Genomic DNA, 20353 nt, shown 5'->3' on the forward strand with positions numbered 1-20353 from the left:
AGAGTGCTATTGCAGCACGATTGGGCCAACTGGCGCAAGTCCGTCTAATTCAGACGCTACAAGCACGCCCCTTAATGAGTGAGGAAACGCTTCCAAAATATGTATTTGGGCAAACTTACCAATAAGATCAGCATTGTTACTGGCAAAGTTTACCGAGCGGTTGTTTTCTGAACGGCCCGTTAATTTACCGGGGTCTTTCTTTGAATAACCATTCACCAATACACGCTGATAAGTGCCTACCATGGCTTTACTGATATCAAAAGATTGGCTGTCAATGCGGCGCTGCAACAAGGTTAAACGCTGCTTTTTGGTAGCGTCATCAGTGTTGTCTGGAAGATCTGTGGCAGGTGTGCCTGGGCGCTTGCTGTAGATAAAGCTATAGGATAAGTCAAAACCAATGTCGGCGATTAAATCCATAGTGGCCTGAAAATCTGCATCAGATTCGCCAGGAAAACCAATAATGAAATCTGATGAAAAGCTAATGTCTGGGCGCAGCTTGCGAATACGACGCATTTTAGACTTGTATTCTAGTGCCGTGTGGCCGCGTTTCATGGCCATTAATATCTTGTCAGAGCCTGATTGTACAGGCAGGTGTAAATGGCTGACTAGCTCTGGTATTTGGCCAAAGGCTTCAATAAGGCTATCAGTAAACTCAACAGGGTGGCTGGTGGTGAAGCGAATACGATCAATGCCATCTACATTGGCTACTAAAGCAATAAGCTCTGCTAAATCTACCGTATCGCCGTCTTGGGCTTCGCCTTGATAGGCATTCACATTTTGGCCAAGCAAGTTCACTTCGCGCACACCTTGCTCTGCTAGCTGCTCTATTTCTAGCATTACAGAAGCTAGGGGCCTGCTTACCTCTTCACCACGAGTGTAGGGCACTACACAAAAGCTGCAATACTTAGAACAGCCTTCCATGATAGATACAAAGGCTTCTGCGCCATCTACTTTGGGGGCGGGTAAATTATCAAACTTTTCTATTTCAGGAAAACTAACGTCTATCACACCTTTAGCGCCGGCATCGGTAGCATCTACCATCTCTGGCAAGCGGTGCAATGTTTGGGGGCCAAAAATCATGTCTACAAAAGGCGCACGTTTAGAAATAGCATCGCCTTCTTGGCTAGCTACACAGCCGCCCACACCAATTTTAATATTAGGGTTAGCTTCTTTAAGCTTGCGCCAACGCCCAAGCTGGTGATACACCTTGTCTTGAGCTTTTTCACGAATAGAGCAAGTGTTTAGCAGCAAAATGTCTGCGTCTGCTTCACTGTGTGTGATTTCCATACCATGGCTATCTCCCAATAGGTCTGCCATACGTGAAGAATCGTATTCATTCATCTGGCAGCCGTGGGTTTTAATAAATAGCTTTTTTGTCATCTGGTACACCTACATTAATTGAGGGCGTATTATACATTTAAGCCAGCCCTTATACCTAGCTTCAAAACGCTGTTTTTATTGCTAATGGGCACTAATATGGATGATAAACACTACATAATCTATAAAAGCATATAACATGAACAAAACCACTATTAGAGAAGATAAAACTATGGCCCCAGCCAACAAACACACCGATGACACATTTGTACTAGATGCTCGGCTAGAAGCCGATTGCGAATGGGTAGCAGACATGGGCCTATGCCGGCTATTAATGATGAACAACAAAAGCGTGCCGTGGTTTATTTTAGTGCCACGCATAGCCTGCACTACAGAGCTTACCCATTTACCCATGGCACAGCAGCAGCAAGTGCTGCAAGAAATGAATGAAGTGGCCACCATGGTAACCCAGCTATACACCCCCCATAAGCTAAATATAGGTGCCCTAGGCAATGTGGTAAGCCAGCTGCATATCCATGTGATAGGGCGCTTTACTCACGACCCAGCATGGCCTGGCCCAGTGTGGGGGCAACTGGCGCCTAATGCGTATGATGATGAGCAGCTGGCTAAACACTTAGATGCTGTGCGAGGAGTTTTAGAGGGCTGAATAAAAAGACTAATAGCCTAATAGGTTGTTGTGTTGCTATGGCCTAAAGATGATCAATGCGTTGCAACAAGAAGCTATTAAACTGGGTGCATCTCATATATCTTGGACAGTAAGCAGTGCTAACAACCAAGGCAAAAAATTCTATAATAGAATTGGTGCTCAAGTAGAGCGCACAGATAAAACCTTAACCTATTATAGATTACCCATTAGAGCTAACTAAGCCTTATGAAGGCAGTCCATTAATCGCTTACAAAACTTGGAGTAAATAATTGAAAAACAGCACTCAGCAACGATTTTCTATCCAAGAAAATAAACCCGTAGATTGGTTTGAGCCTTTATATGCAGGCTCAAACAAAGCAGGTGATGGTGTGCCGTGGGCAACTATGGATACGCATCCATCTTTTAAGCGATGGCTAGCAAAAAACCCACTGGTAGGGGGTGCCAAGGCAGCCTTGGTGGTAGGGTGTGGCATGGGTGATGATGCCATAGAGCTGGAACGCCTTGGTTTTGTAGTGACAGCCTTTGATGTGTCACACACTGCCATCAAACTGTGTAAAGAGCGCTTCCCTCAATCAAAGGTGAGCTTTGTCCAAGCCGATCTATTACAAAGCCAAGGGCAATGGGCTAATAAGTTTGATTTTGTGCTTGAGATCTATACCGTGCAGGCATTACCGCCTAAATATGAACACCAATTAATAGAAAATATAGCGGGTTTTGTAGCGGGTTGTGGCAAGCTATTGGTGATCGCTGAAGTAGGAAATAACCAAAGAGATTTTGCTAATGGCCCGCCTTGGCTGCTCACGCCAAAGCATATAGACAGCTTTGTATCGCATGGCCTTAGCCTTCAAAATACAGACCTACAAGGCACACAAACATACGTCACTGTGTTTGAAAATACTAAGTAAAAAGCGCTAGGTTTAAATCACAGCTATGTTTTTAACTAAGGAAAATACCTAATGACATCACTACTTGCCATGGTCAAAACTTATTGGGTGGTGATCACTGCGGTCATACTTGCAGCCATCACCATACTTTCACTCTACCCTGCACAAAGCCTGCCTGTGGTGCCAGGCAGCGATAAAACCCACCACCTTATTGCCTATGGTGCTTTGATGTTCCCCATCGCTTTGCGCAAACCAAAATATTGGTTACTTATGGGTGCATTCTTTGCTTTTTGGGGCGGCGGCATAGAGCTGATACAACCTTTCGTTAATCGCCATGGTGAGTGGCTTGATTTGGCAGCTAACATCACTGGCTTAGGCTGTGGTTTACTTATGGCATGGATTATCAATTGGTTTAGGCCGATTAATTTACAAGGTGATGATAATGAGCAAGGATCAAAATAATAATACCTTAAACCCTATGACAATGAGTACAATGCCCCCAAGCAGCTCCGCCTTTCCTTCTAAGTATGTGCCATTTTTAGCGCCAACATAAACACCAAGCCAACTAAATATAAACGCTGTAGCCCCTATTAACGCACAGGCAAAAAATGGGTTTACATCAAAAAGTGTGAGTGCAAATCCAGCTGCTACCGCATCTATGCTGGTGGCTATAGTAAGAGCTAAGAGCATTTTATGGGTGATCTGTGTGGTTTCTTTTATGCTCACTTGAAAAATAGATTCGTAAATCATTTTCATACCAACCAGCAAGAGAAGGAAAAAAGCGATCCAATGCGCATAACCTTCAACCCATCCAAATACACCCTTACCTCCTAAAAAGCCGATTAGGGGCATTAAGGCGTGAAACAAACCGAAGTATATTGCGGCTTTGGCTGCTAAAGCTCTAGTATTATGCTCATACTTTGACCCCAGGCCGATAGATACAGCAAAAGCATCCATGCTTAGGGCCACAGCTAAAATTAATACTTCAAACATTTACTAACCTCTGCCTGTATTACTGAAGATTATCGATCAATATACCTGTCAATGTGCCTATAAAGAAAGCTTAACAGGCGTTTGTGCCACTACTATATTGTCTTCTATACGCACGCCGCCCAAAGGCCTTAAATGGTCTATTGTGGTGGTGTTAAGCAAGTGTGCAAAGCCTGACTTTTTCCACTTTTCCAACAAACTATCAATAATATAAAGTCCAGGCTCTATGGTGATCACCATGTTTTGTTCTAAGGTTTTAGTGCAGCGTAAAAACCCATGTTGCTTTGGTGGCGACAACATAGTGCCAAGCTCATCTTGCTGCCAGCCGCCGATATCATGCACCTGCAAACCTAATAAGTGGCCCAGCCCATGAGGAAAAAAGGCGCTGCTGATATGGCTTGTTATTAGCTCGTCTTTAGAGCCTTGCACTAGGCTAAAATCCATTAGTATATCTAGCACCAAGTGATGCATTTGTAGATGTAAATCCACAAAGCTCACTCCAGGCTTGGCCATCGCACATATCTTTGCTTGGGCTTGTGTCATAGCCTGTGTTAGCTCTTTGTAAAGCACACTGCCTCGGCTATGGCAGCGGGTCACATCTGCTGCATAGCCATTAAATGATGCCCCTGCATCAATCAAAAAACTTTGAGGCTGATTCATGTTTTGAGGGCTATGATCATAATGTTGATAATGCAATATGGCACTATGGTGGCCAAAAGCCACAATGTTGCGATAGGGCATTTGCAAGGTGTCTTGTTGGGCTGCACATAGATAGGCAAGCTGAGTGTCAAGCTCACTTTTACCCGCCATAAAAGCCTGTTTTGCCCCTTGATGCCCTGCAAAAGCGGCTACATTGGCCTGTGTTAAACAGGCAAGCTCGTATTGGCTTTTAACGGCTCTGGCATAGTGCAACTGGTGCATAAGGCCTTCAGGGTTTGCTTGAAGTATCCCCAGCTCTTTAGCAAGCTCTATGTCTTCTCCAATCCAAGCCCTATTTTCATTTGTAGATTGATACTGCCTTAGCCCACGCTTTACCTGAGCTAAATCAGCACACAAATGAATATCAAAATAATCACACCAAAACCCTTGTGGTGGCTGGGGTGGCACATGCCAAAAGTCATCTGCCAAATGATAAAAAAGCACAGGCTTTTGGCCTGTTTGAATGAGTAGATAACAATGGGGGCTTTGGGTAATAGGTAGCCACCAAGTAAAGTGAGGATTGGCTTTATAGGGGTGGTGGTAATCATCTAAAAAGGATAGCTTTGGCGCACCACTGTGGATCAAAATGCTGTCACACTTTTGATAACTCATGGCTTTTTCTGCAATGCTGGCTAACCCTTGTAGGTGCTTTGGGTATAGTATCGACAGTGAAGCAAGTGGAGTAAGCATAGTGGTTGCTCTGGATAAGCTTAATGTCACATTATTATGATGATGTTGCATGAACTAAGCTAGGGTCTTAAATAAAATTTTAATGTAAATTCAATGTTATGTTGCCAGTTAAACCATGGAGAAAAATATGAAGATTGAAGGTGGATGTTATTGTGGAGAGCTTAGGTATATAGCACAAGGAGAGCCTCAGGCTAGCGTTCAGTGCCATTGTAGAGAGTGTCAGTATATTACTGGTGGCAACCCCAACATCATCATGATCATGCCATTAGAAGGCTTTAATTTCACCAAAGGGCAAGCCAAAACATTTAAACGCCCAGATCTTGAAAAAGCGGTGACACGGCTATTTTGTAATCATTGCGGCACAGCTATTGGTACTCAAAACCCCATGAGGCCTACTTCGATTATTTTAAAAGTGGGCACGTTTGATGATCCTTCTATTTTCACCCCCGCGGTCGCTATTTTTACTTGTGATAAACAGAAGTTTCATCACATCGGTGAAGGCGTTAAGGCGTTTGATAAGCGGCCCTAACATATTGCCTTTGTATGGTGGTGTTAGTAAATATCGCCATACAAAGATATTTGGGTTAAATAAAGACGCATGTCTAGTTCGAGCTGGTGGTAGTCACTTTCCATATGACAGCATAGGTTGTAGAAGGCTTTGTTGTGGTCTTTTTCTTTTAGGTGAGCCAGCTCATGCACCACAATCATTCTTAAAAATGCTTCTGGAGACTTTCTAAACACATCACTAATTCTAATCTCATTTTTACTTTTAAGTTTATTACCCTGCACTCTAGAAACAAAGGTGTGCAGCCCAAGGGCGTTGTTGATGACATGTATTTTAGGGTCATAAATCACCTGACTTAATGGCGATGATTTTTTGATGTATTGGTTTTTGATGGATACCGCATATTCGCGCAATGATTTGTCATTCACAAGCTGATGGGTGGTAGGGTATTTTTTGAGTAGATAATCAGCCAGTTTTTCTTGTTCCACTAGCTTTAATACTTGCGCTTTTACTTGTTCTGAGTAGTTTGAAAGATATTTTAAAGTGGACATTTTTTAGGCATCATTAAGTTGGCAGGCATGGCTAATAGTAATTACATAACACCCACTCAGTATAGGCGTGAACAATGGTGCAATCTACACAGTCGCTAGTATTAATCAGCGATGCTTTATGCAGGTAGTGATAAATTTCCCTCATAGCTAAAGCTCATTGGCTTTTGGGTCATAGGGTCAATAAATGCCAGCTGCTTGGCTAATAGCTGCAATGGCGCGCTATAGTCATCTGCACACAAGGGCTGTAATACGGGGTAGTAACGGTCATTGAGTATAGGCCAGCCCAAGGTTTGCATGTGTAAACGCAGCTGGTGGGTTTTGCCTGTAATAGGGTTTAACTCAAACAGTGCTTGTCCATTTAGCTGCTGCAAACACCTAATCACAGAGTGGCTATTGGCATCACCTTGGGCCACGCGCATGCAAAATTTTGGATTACCCTGCGCAATGCGATTTTTTATCTCCCACTCCAACCCCTTGATAGGCTTATCTTTGTTGATACTAGCAATAGCCTGATAGGTTTTGTGCATTTTTCGTGTTTGAAATAAACCATGATAGTCACTGAGAGTGTCTGGGTTGGTAGAAAACATAACTAGCCCAGCGGTAACTCGGTCTAAGCGATGTAATGCTTGTAGGTTATCAATGCCAGTGCTAGCTCTTAGACGGTTTTGCAGACATTCGTTCACATAAATGCCACCTGGGGTTACTGCTAAAAAGTGGGGTTTATAGGCCACTAAAATATGTTGATTCTGAAATATAATATTTTCTTTAAAGGGAATGACAGGCTCATTTTCTACTTCTCTATAGTAGTAAATCCTTTGCTGTGGTTGAAACAAGGATTGCAGTGTAACCTTGGATCCATCATGGTAATGCACTTTTCCATCTAGCACGCGTTGTTGCCAAATGTGCGCATCAATGTAAGGGAATTTAATGATCAAATACGCAAGCACCGTAGTTACGCCAGGGTTAGTCTGGGGTAAACTTAAATGTGAAGGATGTGTAGAAATGACCATTAATTGATCCAAATCGTTGATTAAAGCATAGCTTTAGTTAATAGACTCATTTTTCAGTGATAAAGTATTTTTACCTAGGAATAAATAGTGAATCCAATTAACCCCAAAAAGTTGCTCAATAGTAAATGGACAGCAGTAAAGCCAGAAAATAAGGAAAAACACTTCACTGTCAGCGCTGTAAAGTTTGATGAAGAAGGTATGGTAACCTCATGCACGATAGAAGCGGTGATGACCAAACGTGAAGCGCCTATACAGTGGCAACAATTAAAAGACATTAGCCAATGGCGACAAGGTTGGTGCTAATTTAACACTAGCTTGCATGATAAAAGCTAAAACCATGTACCTTTCACTAGAGCTAACCGATGCGCAAAACAGATAAAAAAATAGATAAACAGCTTACCCGTGTGCTCACGCAATTGTGTGAACACACGTGTAAAGGCATTCATGGGTTTGTGTGGCTTACACATTTGGTTAACTACACAAACTTCCCTTACAGCTTAAAGGTGGTGTGCATTTTTGATACCAATGAAAATCTTGATGTTTTTATGCAAGACAAAAAGCACATCAAACTTGCCACGCAGATTGGATCAAAATTAAATGAAGCCGATGTGAACGTAAATAACGTGATGGATCACGTGTTATACGACACAGAAGAAAATTGTGCAGCGCAGCACGCTGGTGAATGGGACAAAAGGTTAGCTTACTCCTCTTAAAGAGCAAGCCAGCCAACAAGCCTTCATTAGCCTCTCGTTAAACTATAGGCCTCTAGGGCTCTTAGTCGTGATTCTTTGATCTGCACAACAGGGTGTGGGTAAGTGTCGCCCAAGGTGACATTGGCCTTACGAAGCACCTCTGGAGGCGCTTCCCAAGGTCTATATAGGTATTTGTCGGGCAGGTCTTTTAGCTCCGGTAAAAAGCACCTTGTGTATTCACCTTTGGGATCAAATTTTTCGCCCTGAGTAATAGGGTTAAATACTCGAAAGTAAGGTGAGGCATCAGTGCCACAGCCTGCAACCCATTGCCAGCTTGCACTATTGCTAGCTAAGTCTGCATCTACTAAGCAATCCCAAAACCAGCTAGCACCTAGGCGCCAGTCTACCAATAAGTTTTTGATCAAAAAGGATGCTGTTACCATGCGCACACGGTTATGCATATAGCCTGTTTGCCAAAGTTCGCGCATGCCCGCATCCACTAAGGGATAGCCTGTAAGGCCTTGTTGCCAGCACTTTAAATAATTAGGGTTATTTTCCCATGGGAATTTGTCAAAATTTGGTTTTAAATTTTGCTCTGGCAAACCTGGAAAGTGAAACAATAAATAATAAGAAAATTCACGCCAACGGATTTCTTTTTTAAAGTGTTCACTGTTTTGATCATCTTCTACAGTAAGCAAGGCATTAATGATCTGATCAGGTGAAATGTCACCAAAATGCAGGTGCGGGGATAGGCTAGAAAAAGACTTTAATGCAGGTCTGTCTCTGCCTTCTTTGTAATTATTGATGCCGTCTGCCAAAAAGCGATTAAGTGCCAAAAAAGCACCTTCTTCTCCCGGTGTCCATTGCTCATAAAACGAAGTGTCCCATTTTATCTTTGGTAACAACGAGAGGCTTTCTAAATCTGTGGCTTTTGGATCAACCACCACGGTTTGTGGCAAAACAGGCGCTGGCAAAAGGGCGGTAGGCTGATCTACTTTGCATGCTTCACGATGATATGGGGTAAAGATTTTGTATGGGCTGCCATCTTTTTTAAATACAGACCAAGGCTCGTTCAGTAACGAGCCGTTGATGCTATTGGCCTTAATATCTAAGGCAGATAGTTGTATTTTTATGTGCTTAGTTTGTTCGATGTTATGGGGTTCGTAACAACGATTCCAAAAAACCGCTTCCACATCAAAACGTTGACACAAGTCTTCAATAATCATGGCGGCGTTGCCACTATATACATTAAGTGCATTGCCTAGTGAGGCATCAAGCTTGGTTAATGAATGGTGTAACCACCATCTGCTAGCTGCCCCCATGCGATGTTGGCCTGCTGTTTCATCATCAAGTATATAAATAGGCAGCACATTACTTGCTGTAAACGCAGCGCTAAGGGCTGGGTTATTTTGCAGGCGCAAGTCTTGGCGAAACCACATGATGGTAATGGGGGAGGCTAAGCTCACGTTATTTAACCTTTTCTATAACAAGTGTGATTTGCCCCACATGGAAGCCCCACTTTGTCATTTCAGTGACGTTTATTAGCCGCGAATCATCAAGTTGATAAATCCAATCATTCAATTGGATATCCCACGTTGTATCATCCACGTCAATGGCAAGGGTGTAGCGCCAATTGAATGCAAAACCTTCACTTTGGCCTGTGGCTTCTCCCACAGAATCAGAGGCTACACCGCTGTATTGATTGTTGCCATGCTTTATTAAGCTCCATACACGACGCTGAGTTTCACCATCATCATAAAAAAAGTCCTCTTCTAAAAGGCCAGAATTACCCTCCCATGAGCCCACTAAGTCAGCATGAAAGCGCCTAATGACCTTGCCTTGCCTGTCTTGCACCATGCCATAGGCAATAAGCTTGCCATCAAAAAAACTCTTCATGTCAAATTCGGGTGTGGTGGTTTTGTAATCAGCAATGGTGGTGCTACACCCTACTAAAAATAAGCCTAAGCTTATGGCGATAAAAAAACGTGAAAAAGAACGGATATAACGCGCAAGATTTTTCATAGTGTAATGCCTATTAGTTGGTTACGTTGTGCTGGCTTTATGGTGTTTTCAGATAGCCAAATGGCGCTAAAAGCAGGGGCAAATAAAACATCATTCACTAAGCCTATAAATTGTGAATTATAAAAAAAGTGGCTAATACTTGCCTCATCTACATACAATGTAAGTTGATCCTGTGATGATACGTCTGGCCAAATTTCATTTAACTTTTTGATCCAGAGTTCATCATAATTAATATTTTGACGCTCCCAATCTTTTACTGTGGAGGTGATTAACTGTTTAGCTGTGATGTCTTTTTGGTAATTTAATTCAAGCAATATTGGCCATGTATTAGGCTGATATACCCCACTTGGAGTTTTAAGCGTGGCTTGGTAAATTTTCAACCAAAGCCATTTCATTTGAGCTTTGCCTACTTGCTTAAAACTAGGTAAAGACTCCAATGTAATCGCACTGTTTGTGCTCAATAAAGGCGTATCTAACTTGGCCTCTTCACTGGCAGAAGCTGCCGTTACAAAGAGCAAATGCAAGGCTATAACCAATGTGAACTGTGCGATCCATTTACGCATCAGCAGGCTTACGTATAAATTCATCAGCCTTAACGCACACAGGTAACACAATGCTCCAATTAACAGCGATGATGGCCAAGGAAAATATAGCTCCATATGGCAGCTCTACGGCTCCCAATTTCCAGCTTACCCAATATGCATAGGTCCCACCCAAGGCGCTAAAGCACACAAGATAAATAAGCTTAAATCGTCTTAAAAAGCGCATGCTATGACCCAAATTAAGGATAAAAGCCATCCATAGTAGCAACAACCACAGGGGCCACTGAGCAAAACTAAATAACCCAAATTGAGTCAAAAATAAATCTATGGCAAATCCTACTAATGCTAATGGGATCACTTTCACATCGTCTAAGCGAGTAGGGCTTAACAAAAAATGTAGCGCTAAAATAGCGATGCTTAAAGGTAACCAAGTGTTGCCACCCCAGATAAGGCATAGCCATATGGCTTGAAAGCTAATGGGTTGAAACCATGTCCACATTTTCATTATTGGGTCCTTAATATTCGTTCTTGACCAGCTCAATATGAACTAAGCCAATGGCCGATTCACGAAAGCCGCCTTCGCAGTAACAAAAATAATACTCCCATAAGCGGATAAAATCATCAGTAAAGCCTAGTTGTGTAATAGCCTCACGGTTTTCTAAAAAACTGTCTCGCCATGCACTTAAGGTCTTTGCATAATCAATTCGATAGTCTGACAACTGCTTCATGTACATGTTGGTGTTGTTTTTAAGAAGATCACAAATCACACTTACAGACGGAAGATGCCCCCCTGGAAATATATGACGTTGAATAAAGTCTACATTCTTAACATAACCATCGTAGCGTTGGTCATTCATGGTAATAGCTTGAATGAGAGTTTTACCACCTGGCTTTAATAGGGTGTCTATCATAGAAAAATAGGTAGGCATAAATTTATGACCTACCGCTTCAATCATTTCAATAGACACAATCTTAGAAAATTGCCCGGTTAAGTCACGGTAATCTTTTTTAAGTAAGGTGATTTTTTGGCTAAGATTTTCATCTTCCACACGTTTTTTGGCAAGCTCAAACTGAGCATCTGAAATAGTGGTTGTAGTAACATGGCAGCCATAGTTCTTGGCCGCATAGCAGGCTAGTCCGCCCCAGCCAGTGCCTATTTCTAACAACTGATCATCTTCAGTTAGGTTCAGTGCCTCACAAATGGTTTTTAGTTTATGTTGCTGGGCTTCTTCTAACGTGGCTTGTGCACTGGGGTATATAGCTGATGAGTATTGCATAGCCTTGTCTAAAAAGAGCTTGTACATCTCATTGCTTAAGTCATAGTGGGCTGCAATGTTGGTGCGGCTGCCTTTTTTACTATTGCGATTAAGGCGATGCTTAAACAAATTGGTAATGTTCAATAAAAAGCCAAAGCGCTGTTCATATTGTTCCAAAGTGGCTAGATTTCGAGAGAATAATTGAATCACCCCCACTAAATCATCGGCACTCCACAAACCTTCTACATAGGCTTCTCCAGCACCTATGCTGCCGCCCCACAGGATACTAGAATAAGCTTTTGGGTCATGAATAGTGATCGTTACATTAATGGTGGCATCTTTGTCACCAAATAGCACTTGGGAGCCATTTTCAATCAAACGAATATGACCCCCATTTAGCTTTTTGAGTAATGAAAATACAATGCGCTTACTCAGTGATGGTTTGGTCATTTTCTCAATACTCTGGGTGTTAGTTGTGGTCATGGCTTACTCTTTGTATTGGGCTTCCCAGCAATTACTGTGGGTAGTTCTTGTTGTTTGGTTTGGTAAGGTACGTAACGTATGCCTTTAATATACAATTTGAAGGCCTGCCAATAAATAGCCCTCACTATGCTCACAGTGACAATGGGCCAGCGAAGAAATATGGCTGTTACTTTTTTAGTATTAATATCATAACGTTGGGCGTCAAAAACAGCCATAAATAACCGACGGTCACGCCAGCTTTCGATAACAATTTTAGTGTTTAATTTGGGTTCTTTTACCTGCCACTGATACACCATGTCTAAATCCATAAACGGAGAAACATGAAAAGCTTTTTCGGTAGGGGCAGGGGCAGTTAAGTCGATTAAGTAGCTGTGGGTATTATTCCATGGGGTGTTACTGACTTCTGCAATGAGGTATTTTGCGGTGTTTTTTTCGTATAAAAAGAAAAAATTCACGGGGCTAAAGTAAATACCTAAACAGCGTAGTTGTGCCAACATACACACCTGATCAATGCCACTTAAGTCTGCGCCCAAGGCTTTTGCTGCGGCAAGGGCAGTGGCCTTTAAATGGTTGCCTGTGCTTTGGTTTTCATCGCTAGTTAAAGGCGTTCTATCCTTTAAATAATCTGTGGCTTTGAGCTGTAAAGGAGCCCATTTTTTCGATGAAAACCACCAAAATTTCTTATCAAGTAATTCAACTTCATCAAGGTCGATGAAATTCATATACAAAGGGTAGGTGAACTTATGCACTTTGGGGACAAAGCGCTTATGAAACACATGGCCAATATAAAACGCACTATTAAATGCGCCTTTTGTGGCATTTGTGGTGTCCACAACATTATTGCTGGCTGTTGGGCCAGTTGAATGGGGTCTATGCATCAGCGCTTGCTGTGAGTGGGTTAGTTTCCATAGTATCCAACGTAACACCAAAACGTTGGCATACATCTAGTGCACTTTTCACACCGTCTTCATGAAATCCGTTGTACCAATAAGCGCCACAAAAGTGGGTGAGGTTATCACCACAAATCGTATGACGTTGTTTCTGTGCGGCAATAGACTCAAGAGAAAAAACAGGGTGTGAATATGTAAATTGTCGCAAGATGTGTGCTGGGTCAATGTTTTGTGTTTGGTTGAGCGTGACACAAAGGTCTTGGTTAGTTTTTAGGCCTTGCAAAATATTCATGTTGTAAGTGAGTGTGGGTAGCTCGTCAACCTGTGGGTCAATGCAATAGTTCCAGCTAGCGTAGGCATTTTTGCGTTTGGGTAATAAGGTCTTATCTGTGTGCAACACCACGTCATTGGAGCGATATTTCATAGCGCCAAGCACTTTTGACTCTTGTTGGCTGGGGTCATTCAGTAGATGTAGGGCTTGATCTGAATGGCAAGCAAAAATAACTTCATCAAATACTTCAGTGCCCTTGTCGCTGGTGATTTCTACATGGTCACAGTGACGGGTGACCCATTGCACTGGTGTGCCAAGGCGAATATCTTGAATGGATTGGGTGAGCCCTTTGATATAGCTGCGAGACCCGCCTTCAATCACATACCACTGAGGTCGGTTGGCAATGTCCAGCAGGCCGTGGTTGGTTAAAAAGCTTAGGAAAAACTGCAGTGGAAAATCTCTACAGCTATTAATAGATGCTGACCAAATAGCTGCAGTCATTGCCAGTACATAATGGGTAGCAAAATAATCGCTAAAACTATGCTTATCCAGAAACTCACCTAAAGTACCTAGGTCAGTTTCACCCGATGCATTGGCTTTTTTAGCCATCTTATTGAAACGTAGGATTTCAAAAATAAAGGAATAAAATCGTGGGCTTAATAAGTTTCGTCGCTGTGCAAAGAGGGTGTTTAAACTATGTCCGTTGTATTCAAAGCCTGTGGCTTTATTGTGGACGCTAAAACTCATTTCAGTGGGTTTACTGGTTATGCCAATTTGGTCCATCATTTTGATGAAGTTAGGATAAGTTCGATCGTTAAATACGATGAACCCAGTATCCACAGGCAAAGTTTTACCTTCTATATCTAGGTCAATGGTTGCTGTATGCCCACCTAAGTGATTATTGGCTTCAAATAAGGTCACTTCATTTTGCTTGCTAAGTAAGTAACCGCAAGTTTGACCAGAAATGCCACTACCAATAATGGCAATACGCTTTTTCTTGGTATTTAAAGCTATCATTATGGTGTCCTGATCATTTTAATGGCAAGTTGACGCCACAGTTTGTTTGGTAAAAAGGCTAATAAATTCATAGTAAAAAAGAATAATCTGGGGAAGTTTATCTCTAGTTTTCTTTTTTCAAGGCCGCGCATGATGTACTTGCAGGCTTGCTCTCCCGTAATAATTCCAGGCATAGAAAATGTATTTTTTTGAGTTAGGGCGGTATCAACAAAGCCAGGGCGGATCAATGACACAGCAATGTCTTTGGGGCTTAGGTCTATTGCCAAAGTGCGTGCTAAGTAATCTAATGCAGCTTTTGAGGCGCCATAAGCCTCTGAGCGCGTCAGTGGTAAAAGCGTGACAGAGGAGCTTACAATGGCTAGCTGCCCACCGCGTTTGATGTTGCCGATGACACCCTCTAAACAGTAGCCTGTGCCAATGACATTGGTTTCGATCACTCGCTTAAATAGTGCGCTATCAAATGACAACGGGTCATCCATGTATTCACATGTTCCTGCATTTAAAATCACACAATCAAGTGAATCAAATTGTTTAAGCGTTTCAATAGCTTGCGTTGGTTGGTTTATATCAAACGTGCATAAAGTAAGCTCATTATGGTCTGATGGCATAGCGTCTTGGAGCTTTTGCATAGATCTGCCACAAGCAATAACATGCCAACCAGCTAATAAGTAACTGTTACAAAGGTGCATACCAATGCCTGAGCTTGCGCCTGTTATTAATATACGTTTCACACTGTTAGCCTTTTTTTAAGCATTTTTATTACACCTTTAACTACAGGGACGTGTTCGTAAAACATAGCCCCTACGTCGAAATAGTCGCGATGGTAGGAAATGCGCTCATCAAACTTAATATCACTCACACCATCTACTACAATTTCTTCATGGTTATTTAGCTTGGGGTGAGCAAACATCATGGTCCAAGTGATAAACGCCTGTCCCTCATTACTCACTACATTTATAATTTCAAAGCGGCAGTAGCTCACATTTTGCATCATTTGGCTAAAATGTTGTTTTACATTGTCTAGCCCTTCAAGCTTGCTGAATGGGTCTTGTAAAATGACATTTTGGTGGTACATCTCATCAAGCCCAGGGATGCTTTCTTGGCTAAACTCTTTGTAGTAATTGCAAAACTTCTCAACAAGTATATGCATAGTGAACCTTTCTTAGTTGTAGTGTCATTTAAAGGTGTCAACCATAGGGCTGATTATTTCAGGGTATGGCTCCAAGTAGCGCTGATCTTTAATGTAATCACAGCCGTGCTGCATTAACTGATGCTTAAGCAACGTCAAAGGCGTTGTTAGTGGTGTTAGGCCTTTATTATAATTATGAATCACGCTAATAATATGCTGTGTGGCTATGGGGGATAATTTGTCTTTCAAATAACCCAAAATATGAAACAAAGCATTGGTGTGGTTTTTTCTACTAGCTGGCTTAGAAAGTGCGTCAATAAAGCCACTAAAATAACAATTAATAAGCGCTTCTAGGGAGCCTTTTTTATGGGATCCTAAAAGGCGGCCAAGTGCGCGACACTTATCTTGGTTATGCGCCATGAGTAGGTATTTATAGCTACTATGAAACACCATTAAATGATGGAGGCTAGGCTGTTCTATAACGTCTTTTCTGAAATTGTTGTAGGCATACACACGTAATAAAAAGTTATCAAATAATTTGCTGTCATGCAAACGCCCTTCTTCTTCGATGGGCATAAAAGGGTATTGTTTTTTTAACGCCTTAGCAAAAACCCCAGTGGCCCGGGTTTGATGTGGATGGCCATTACCTTGATAAACTTTTATTTTATCAAGGCCACAGCTAGGCGAGTTTTTCATTAAAATGTAACCGTCAAGATGGCCCATTTTAGGTAGTTCTTTTTCAAAACCTTTAACCAGCTGGTCAGTTAAGTCGTTAGCGTCATCATTGCTAAACACTAGTTTTGGTGAATCTGGGTCACCAGTGAGCCTCATAGTGGGCCTTGGTATGCTAAAACCTGCCGCTACTTCTGGGCAAAAGCTTGTAAATGTGAAGCACTGGCTTAATAAATCAAGACACAAACGTGACTGTGTATGGCCTCCATTATAACGCACCTCATTACCTGTTAAGCAAGCGCTAATGCCAACGTTTATGGCGTCTTGGCTTGGCTTGCTGTCTGCTCTATCAGAGGTGATGGTGTTTGAGTTGGTCATTATTTATACCGTCACAGCCTATATAGAATCAAGCATTGCTTGATGTAATGTAATGGCACTAGTGAGCGCCCCCGTTGTGCCTCCACCACCTAACCAGTCGCCAATGCAACCAATTTTGTTTTCTTCATCCCAAAAATACTGGGCAGTGTTTGGCATTACTGTTTTATATTTAGCCATACGCCAATAATGAGATGTGAGAACTATAGGTTTATCTTCAATACCAAAGTGCTTACAAAATGCATCCGCCAGTTTAGTCGCCGCTGTATTGCTGTCCATGTGGCATAGCTCTTGTGCCCACTCATAGGTGCTTTGTAGCACCCAAACTTCTTTTAAGTCAGTGGGGTATGCTCTGCCAGGTTTACTGTTTTCACGGATGGCTTTGTGTAAGGAAATATGCCCACTTTGGTAGACATCTGCATCCATAATTTGTGGGTGAGCAAAGCCAATAGCACAAACATATTGAGGTAAGCTTTCTTGTGGCAAGGTGTCAGGCAAGCTAATGGGATCTAATAACTGCGCAGTGTCTAATAAAGCACGTGTTTGTTCTGGGGGTGCAGTGATTACAATTTTCTTGCTAACAGCAATAATATGATTTTTTTCATCCAATAAATGCCAGTAGCCGTCAGCTTTTTTTAAGCTGCACACTCTAATTTGGATCAATGTATTAATATGACTAGCAATATTACTATGCCATGAATTCATTGAAGGTGCGCCACACAAAGTAGATACTGTCTTATTGGCTTCACATTGGTGGTCAAAACGGCTAGTATTCTGCACCCATTGGGATAAATAACCTGCATCACGCCAGGTATCTAGCATCTTTTTAAGTAATAAATTTGTGACTTGTTTTGGAGAAATATCAGAGCCACCCAGGTCTATGGCATAGTGTGCATCATGGTCTGTGCTAATACGTCTGCGGCTGCAGCGACCGCCCATACCTCTGCTTTTTTCTATCAGAAGGCAATCAATGCCATCTTTATCAAGCAAATTGGCTATGAGGCAACCGGCGCTTCCAGCACCTATGATGGCAACTTCAGTGGTGATGGCTTTAGTAGAGACAGCAGTAGGTGTGGACAGCATTTGGTATTACGATTAAACAACAGTATAAAAATAATACTGTACAGTTAAATACTTGTACAGTATTATTTTTTGTATAATTATTTTTTGAATTAACATGGATCCATATAGGTTGAAAAGTAATGGCAGACGATGAAAATCAAAGCCTTCAAAGCCAATTCCCGATACGCGAATTGAGTGCGCGCACACAAATCAATACAGTTACTTTGAGGGCGTGGGAGCGTCGTTATGGTTTGTTAAAGCCACAAAGAACACCTAAGGGGCACAGGCTTTACTCAGAAAAAGATGTAGCCATTATAGGGCGCATTCTTACCCTAGTAGCTAGGGGTGTTCCCATTGGTAAGGTGAAATCATTACTTGAGCAAAATGTAGCAATAGACTCACAAGTAGTCGAAATAGGCGATTGGTCAGATGCCACCATTGAGCTCAAAGATGCTGTTACGGCGTTTTCATTAAGTAAGGTCGAACATTTACTACAAAAAGCATTCTCTAATTATCCTGCGCCTATTTGTAGTGAGCACTTATTAAAGCCTTTGTTTGCTGAGCTAAGTTTAATAGATGACCATGGTGCAGCACTTGGTTTTGCTGAAAGTGAATTAGTGCGCTATGCACTGATGCGCACAAATGCCAAGGTGGCTAAGAAAAGGCCTTCAGAAACCGTACTTTTAATCGCCGGCTACCAAACCCCCACATGGCGTCTTGCGCTAATGGCGTTAGAGCTAACGGATGTTAAGTTTTCTGTCCACCTACTTACTCACTCCTTTAGTGTTGCGGCTGCAATTGAATTGGCGCAAAAGTTTGAAAAGGCCTATACGGTGTTTTATCAAGATGGCCTTTGGAAAGACGCTGATAAAGACCTCATGAACAAGTTACCACTCTATAAAAATCGACTTTTTCTTTGTGGCACGGCGCCAGTATTAGCCAATGTATATGCAGAAGGGCGAGTGTTTAAAAATTCAAATGCGTGTATTTCAGAGCTGATAAAGCACCAAACCACACTACATAATGTTTAGGTAACCTATGAATATATTAATAACAGGCGGTACGGGTCTGATAGGCCGCGCATTTATTAAGCAGTTTGATAGCCACCACTACACAGTGCTTTCAAGATCAAAATTAGGTGCATCAAATAAAACCACTGCATTACCAGAACAAGTTACTTTAATACATTCATTAGATCATTTACAAAACTTAGACCTATTTGATGCGGTTATTAATCTTGCAGGCGAGCCCATTATAGACAAACGTTGGAGTGCCAAGCAAAAGCAGGTTATACGTGATAGTCGATGGTTATTAACTCAACAACTTGTTACTTTGTTTGAAAATAGTGAAAGTCCTCCTGCAGTTTTTCTCAATGGATCAGCCATTGGCGTTTATGGTGATCGTGGCGCCCAGGATCTTACTGAGAGTTTCCCTGTAGAAGTCTGTGATTTTCCTACTCAGCTATGTTTGGGTTGGGAAGACATTGCGCAAAAGGCAAGCCCTCATACCCGAGTAGTGTTGCTAAGAACAGGCATTGTATTGGCTTCAAGTGGAGGGGCTTTAGCAAAAATGTTGTTGCCGTTTAAGTGCTTTTTAGGGGGGCGTATTGGCCACGGAGAGCAATATATGTCATGGATTCACTACCAGGACCATATCCATGCCATGCAGCATGTATTACTTGAAAAAACGATATCTGGAGCGGTGAATTTGGTTGCTCCAGATGCACAAAAAAATAGTGCATTTACCAAGGCTTTGGCAGCGTCTTTGAATAGGGTAGCTATTTTGCCAGTGCCCAAAAAAGTAATGCAAGTTTTGTTGGGAGAATCGGCCTGCTTGTTGCTGGACAGTCAAAAAGTAGTGCCTGAAAAGTTATTAGACACTGGATTTAGGTTCAAATTTAATACTTTAAAGTTGGCTTTAGATGATTTGCTCTCTAGTAGCGCCAGCTAACATGAATCAATCAATTAAATAAAATTAAACCTTTGGATACGACAAATATGAGGCAATTAGTAATTGCGGCTCACGGTAGCCGCAGAGAATCATCTAACGACGAATTAAGAGCTCTAGTTGCTCTGGTATCAGATGAATTAGATATGGGTTTTGATGGTGTTGAGGTGGCTTTTTTGGAGCTTGCATCGCCTTCTGTAGAGAGCGTGCTAGGTGAGTTGTTTAAGGGTGAAACTAGTGAGGTGGTTGTTTTACCTTATTTTTTATCAGCGGGTAATCACGTGGTTAAAGACATACCAGAAGAAATAAACAAAGCATTGAGCCTTTGGCCTGATAAAAAAATAACTGTTTTGCCTCACATCGGTGCCTTTGAAGCGATGGCTTCTGTTATTGCACAAGCCTGCCAACACTAATTCAACAGCTAAGGTCTTAGGATACTTTAATAAGTGCCACATATATTTTGGTTACATGAACTAAGCTGCTAGTATGGCCAAGTTAATTACAGAGCAGACACAAATGAATCGTAGAAAAAAAGGCGTACAAATTTTAAAAGCGCAAGCCAAAAAGCATAACGCTAAATCTAGTACTAAAGTTAAGCCTAAATACATTAGTAAAGCGCAGCGAGCCAAGCTAGAAATGGGAGCTATAGATGAGAATGCTTCGGTAGCTATTTAGTAAAATT

26 protein-coding genes are annotated in these 20353 nt (G+C 41.9%); 10 read left to right on the top strand and 16 right to left on the bottom strand.

Annotated features, from left to right (window positions below; all coding sequences use genetic code 11):
* Positions 1–6: 6 nt before the first annotated feature.
* A complete protein-coding gene (gene miaB, locus ABXT42_RS02350; protein WP_443628776.1) occupies positions 7–1380 on the bottom strand; it encodes a tRNA (N6-isopentenyl adenosine(37)-C2)-methylthiotransferase MiaB in 1374 nt (457 codons plus the stop codon).
* Positions 1381–1516: 136 nt separating this feature from the next.
* Between miaB and ABXT42_RS02355 the strand changes: the two genes are divergently transcribed.
* The 3 genes from ABXT42_RS02355 to ABXT42_RS02365 all read left to right on the top strand — a co-directional run bounded on the left by ABXT42_RS02355 (position 1517) and on the right by ABXT42_RS02365 (position 3330).
* Positions 1517–1984 (top strand): HIT domain-containing protein, encoded by a 468-nt coding sequence (locus tag ABXT42_RS02355; RefSeq protein ID WP_443628777.1) that lies wholly within the window; start codon positions 1517–1519, stop codon positions 1982–1984.
* Positions 1985–2253: 269 nt separating this feature from the next.
* Entirely contained in the window at positions 2254–2889 is a 636-nt protein-coding gene (locus tag ABXT42_RS02360; protein ID WP_443628778.1) for a class I SAM-dependent methyltransferase, read from the top strand.
* A gap of 51 nt (positions 2890–2940) precedes the next feature.
* Entirely contained in the window at positions 2941–3330 is a 390-nt protein-coding gene (locus ABXT42_RS02365) for a VanZ family protein (protein ID WP_443628779.1), read from the top strand.
* Here the strand turns inward: ABXT42_RS02365 and ABXT42_RS02370 are convergent.
* Both ABXT42_RS02370 and pepQ read right to left on the bottom strand, forming a co-directional pair.
* Positions 3322–3861 (bottom strand): manganese efflux pump MntP, encoded by a 540-nt coding sequence (locus tag ABXT42_RS02370; RefSeq protein WP_443628780.1) that lies wholly within the window; start codon positions 3859–3861, stop codon positions 3322–3324. The two genes, ABXT42_RS02365 and ABXT42_RS02370, sit on opposite strands and share 9 nt — an antisense overlap.
* Positions 3862–3918: 57 nt before the next feature.
* On the bottom strand, positions 3919–5298 hold the full coding sequence (pepQ, locus tag ABXT42_RS02375) for a Xaa-Pro dipeptidase (RefSeq protein WP_443628781.1): 1380 nt from the start codon (positions 5296–5298) through the stop codon (positions 3919–3921).
* Positions 5299–5374: 76 nt separating this feature from the next.
* On the opposite strand from pepQ, the gene ABXT42_RS02380 reads away from it, so the two are divergent.
* The gene (locus tag ABXT42_RS02380; protein WP_443628782.1) at positions 5375–5776 is read left to right on the top strand and encodes a GFA family protein; all 402 of its coding nucleotides are present in this window, start codon (positions 5375–5377) and stop codon (positions 5774–5776) included.
* Between the two features lie 23 nt (positions 5777–5799).
* On the opposite strand, the gene ABXT42_RS02385 is transcribed toward ABXT42_RS02380, so the two are convergent.
* Positions 5800–6303, bottom strand: a complete 504-nt coding sequence (locus ABXT42_RS02385) for a M48 metallopeptidase family protein (protein ID WP_443628783.1) — start codon at positions 6301–6303, stop codon at positions 5800–5802.
* Positions 6304–6419: 116 nt separating this feature from the next.
* Positions 6420–7313 (bottom strand): pseudouridine synthase, encoded by an 894-nt coding sequence (locus ABXT42_RS02390; RefSeq protein WP_443628784.1) that lies wholly within the window; start codon positions 7311–7313, stop codon positions 6420–6422.
* A gap of 87 nt (positions 7314–7400) precedes the next feature.
* On the opposite strand from ABXT42_RS02390, the gene ABXT42_RS02395 reads away from it, so the two are divergent.
* Both ABXT42_RS02395 and ABXT42_RS02400 read left to right on the top strand, forming a co-directional pair.
* Positions 7401–7616: a TIGR02450 family Trp-rich protein gene (locus ABXT42_RS02395; protein WP_443628785.1), complete on the top strand. Its 216-nt coding sequence runs from the start codon at positions 7401–7403 to the stop codon at positions 7614–7616.
* A 59-nt stretch (positions 7617–7675) separates the two neighbouring features.
* Positions 7676–8026, top strand: a complete 351-nt coding sequence (locus ABXT42_RS02400; protein ID WP_443628786.1) for a Fis family transcriptional regulator — start codon at positions 7676–7678, stop codon at positions 8024–8026.
* A 26-nt stretch (positions 8027–8052) separates the two neighbouring features.
* On the opposite strand, the gene ABXT42_RS02405 is transcribed toward ABXT42_RS02400, so the two are convergent.
* The 11 genes from ABXT42_RS02405 to ABXT42_RS02455 are packed head-to-tail and all read right to left on the bottom strand — an operon-like array spanning position 8053 to position 17745.
* A complete protein-coding gene (locus tag ABXT42_RS02405) occupies positions 8053–9471 on the bottom strand; it encodes a cryptochrome/photolyase family protein (RefSeq protein WP_443628787.1) in 1419 nt (472 codons plus the stop codon).
* Between the two features lies 1 nt (position 9472).
* The gene (locus ABXT42_RS02410) at positions 9473–10027 is read right to left on the bottom strand and encodes a DUF3833 domain-containing protein (RefSeq protein WP_443628788.1); all 555 of its coding nucleotides are present in this window, start codon (positions 10025–10027) and stop codon (positions 9473–9475) included.
* Positions 10024–10614, bottom strand: a complete 591-nt coding sequence (locus tag ABXT42_RS02415; RefSeq protein ID WP_443628789.1) for a hypothetical protein — start codon at positions 10612–10614, stop codon at positions 10024–10026. The genes ABXT42_RS02410 and ABXT42_RS02415 overlap by 4 nt, the downstream gene beginning before the upstream one ends.
* Positions 10583–11074 (bottom strand): DUF2878 domain-containing protein, encoded by a 492-nt coding sequence (locus ABXT42_RS02420; RefSeq protein ID WP_443628790.1) that lies wholly within the window; start codon positions 11072–11074, stop codon positions 10583–10585. Before ABXT42_RS02420 ends, ABXT42_RS02415 begins: the two co-directional genes overlap by 32 nt.
* A 10-nt stretch (positions 11075–11084) precedes the next feature.
* A complete protein-coding gene (locus ABXT42_RS02425; protein WP_443628791.1) occupies positions 11085–12308 on the bottom strand; it encodes a class I SAM-dependent methyltransferase in 1224 nt (407 codons plus the stop codon).
* Complete coding sequence (locus ABXT42_RS02430) at positions 12305–13186, bottom strand: DUF1365 domain-containing protein (protein WP_443628792.1); 882 nt, start codon at positions 13184–13186, stop codon at positions 12305–12307. The genes ABXT42_RS02425 and ABXT42_RS02430 overlap by 4 nt, the downstream gene beginning before the upstream one ends.
* Positions 13179–14486 (bottom strand): NAD(P)/FAD-dependent oxidoreductase, encoded by a 1308-nt coding sequence (locus ABXT42_RS02435; RefSeq protein WP_443628793.1) that lies wholly within the window; start codon positions 14484–14486, stop codon positions 13179–13181. The genes ABXT42_RS02430 and ABXT42_RS02435 overlap by 8 nt, the downstream gene beginning before the upstream one ends.
* Complete coding sequence (locus tag ABXT42_RS02440; protein ID WP_443628794.1) at positions 14486–15217, bottom strand: SDR family NAD(P)-dependent oxidoreductase; 732 nt, start codon at positions 15215–15217, stop codon at positions 14486–14488. Before ABXT42_RS02440 ends, ABXT42_RS02435 begins: the two co-directional genes overlap by 1 nt.
* On the bottom strand, positions 15214–15636 hold the full coding sequence (locus tag ABXT42_RS02445; protein WP_443628795.1) for a nuclear transport factor 2 family protein: 423 nt from the start codon (positions 15634–15636) through the stop codon (positions 15214–15216). Before ABXT42_RS02445 ends, ABXT42_RS02440 begins: the two co-directional genes overlap by 4 nt.
* A 24-nt stretch (positions 15637–15660) precedes the next feature.
* The gene (locus ABXT42_RS02450; protein WP_443628796.1) at positions 15661–16665 is read right to left on the bottom strand and encodes a YbgA family protein; all 1005 of its coding nucleotides are present in this window, start codon (positions 16663–16665) and stop codon (positions 15661–15663) included.
* Between the two features lie 18 nt (positions 16666–16683).
* The gene (locus ABXT42_RS02455; RefSeq protein WP_443628797.1) at positions 16684–17745 is read right to left on the bottom strand and encodes an NAD(P)/FAD-dependent oxidoreductase; all 1062 of its coding nucleotides are present in this window, start codon (positions 17743–17745) and stop codon (positions 16684–16686) included.
* 119 nt (positions 17746–17864) lie between these two features.
* Between ABXT42_RS02455 and ABXT42_RS02460 the strand changes: the two genes are divergently transcribed.
* The 4 genes from ABXT42_RS02460 (at position 17865) to ABXT42_RS02475 (ending at position 20346) form a co-directional block, all read left to right on the top strand.
* Complete coding sequence (locus ABXT42_RS02460; protein WP_443628798.1) at positions 17865–18755, top strand: MerR family transcriptional regulator; 891 nt, start codon at positions 17865–17867, stop codon at positions 18753–18755.
* Positions 18756–18762: 7 nt separating this feature from the next.
* Positions 18763–19674: a TIGR01777 family oxidoreductase gene (locus ABXT42_RS02465; RefSeq protein WP_443628799.1), complete on the top strand. Its 912-nt coding sequence runs from the start codon at positions 18763–18765 to the stop codon at positions 19672–19674.
* Between the two features lie 47 nt (positions 19675–19721).
* Positions 19722–20084, top strand: a complete 363-nt coding sequence (locus ABXT42_RS02470) for a sirohydrochlorin chelatase (protein WP_443628800.1) — start codon at positions 19722–19724, stop codon at positions 20082–20084.
* Between the two features lie 73 nt (positions 20085–20157).
* The gene (locus ABXT42_RS02475; RefSeq protein ID WP_443628801.1) at positions 20158–20346 is read left to right on the top strand and encodes a DUF2986 domain-containing protein; all 189 of its coding nucleotides are present in this window, start codon (positions 20158–20160) and stop codon (positions 20344–20346) included.
* Positions 20347–20353 lie beyond the last annotated feature (7 nt).

Origin of the sequence: Candidatus Njordibacter sp. Uisw_002, from assembly GCF_047730155.1 — a bacterium.
Taxonomy (GTDB): domain Bacteria; phylum Pseudomonadota; class Gammaproteobacteria; order Pseudomonadales; family Balneatricaceae; genus Njordibacter.

Coding starts and splice junctions, on each gene's coding strand:
- miaB (WP_443628776.1), bottom strand. CDS start 1,380: ATGACAAAAAAGCTATTTATTAAAACCCACGGCTGCCAGATGAATGAA.
- ABXT42_RS02355 (WP_443628777.1), top strand. CDS start 1,517: ATGAACAAAACCACTATTAGAGAAGATAAAACTATGGCCCCAGCCAAC.
- ABXT42_RS02365 (WP_443628779.1), top strand. CDS start 2,941: ATGACATCACTACTTGCCATGGTCAAAACTTATTGGGTGGTGATCACT.
- ABXT42_RS02370 (WP_443628780.1), bottom strand. CDS start 3,861: ATGTTTGAAGTATTAATTTTAGCTGTGGCCCTAAGCATGGATGCTTTT.
- pepQ (WP_443628781.1), bottom strand. CDS start 5,298: ATGCAACATCATCATAATAATGTGACATTAAGCTTATCCAGAGCAACC.
- ABXT42_RS02380 (WP_443628782.1), top strand. CDS start 5,375: ATGAAGATTGAAGGTGGATGTTATTGTGGAGAGCTTAGGTATATAGCA.
- ABXT42_RS02385 (WP_443628783.1), bottom strand. CDS start 6,303: ATGTCCACTTTAAAATATCTTTCAAACTACTCAGAACAAGTAAAAGCG.
- ABXT42_RS02390 (WP_443628784.1), bottom strand. CDS start 7,313: ATGGTCATTTCTACACATCCTTCACATTTAAGTTTACCCCAGACTAAC.
- ABXT42_RS02400 (WP_443628786.1), top strand. CDS start 7,676: ATGCGCAAAACAGATAAAAAAATAGATAAACAGCTTACCCGTGTGCTC.
- ABXT42_RS02410 (WP_443628788.1), bottom strand. CDS start 10,027: ATGAAAAATCTTGCGCGTTATATCCGTTCTTTTTCACGTTTTTTTATC.
- ABXT42_RS02415 (WP_443628789.1), bottom strand. CDS start 10,614: ATGAATTTATACGTAAGCCTGCTGATGCGTAAATGGATCGCACAGTTC.
- ABXT42_RS02420 (WP_443628790.1), bottom strand. CDS start 11,074: ATGAAAATGTGGACATGGTTTCAACCCATTAGCTTTCAAGCCATATGG.
- ABXT42_RS02425 (WP_443628791.1), bottom strand. CDS start 12,308: ATGACCACAACTAACACCCAGAGTATTGAGAAAATGACCAAACCATCA.
- ABXT42_RS02430 (WP_443628792.1), bottom strand. CDS start 13,186: ATGCATAGACCCCATTCAACTGGCCCAACAGCCAGCAATAATGTTGTG.
- ABXT42_RS02435 (WP_443628793.1), bottom strand. CDS start 14,486: ATGATAGCTTTAAATACCAAGAAAAAGCGTATTGCCATTATTGGTAGT.
- ABXT42_RS02445 (WP_443628795.1), bottom strand. CDS start 15,636: ATGCATATACTTGTTGAGAAGTTTTGCAATTACTACAAAGAGTTTAGC.
- ABXT42_RS02450 (WP_443628796.1), bottom strand. CDS start 16,665: ATGACCAACTCAAACACCATCACCTCTGATAGAGCAGACAGCAAGCCA.
- ABXT42_RS02455 (WP_443628797.1), bottom strand. CDS start 17,745: ATGCTGTCCACACCTACTGCTGTCTCTACTAAAGCCATCACCACTGAA.
- ABXT42_RS02460 (WP_443628798.1), top strand. CDS start 17,865: ATGGCAGACGATGAAAATCAAAGCCTTCAAAGCCAATTCCCGATACGC.
- ABXT42_RS02465 (WP_443628799.1), top strand. CDS start 18,763: ATGAATATATTAATAACAGGCGGTACGGGTCTGATAGGCCGCGCATTT.
- ABXT42_RS02470 (WP_443628800.1), top strand. CDS start 19,722: ATGAGGCAATTAGTAATTGCGGCTCACGGTAGCCGCAGAGAATCATCT.
- ABXT42_RS02475 (WP_443628801.1), top strand. CDS start 20,158: ATGGCCAAGTTAATTACAGAGCAGACACAAATGAATCGTAGAAAAAAA.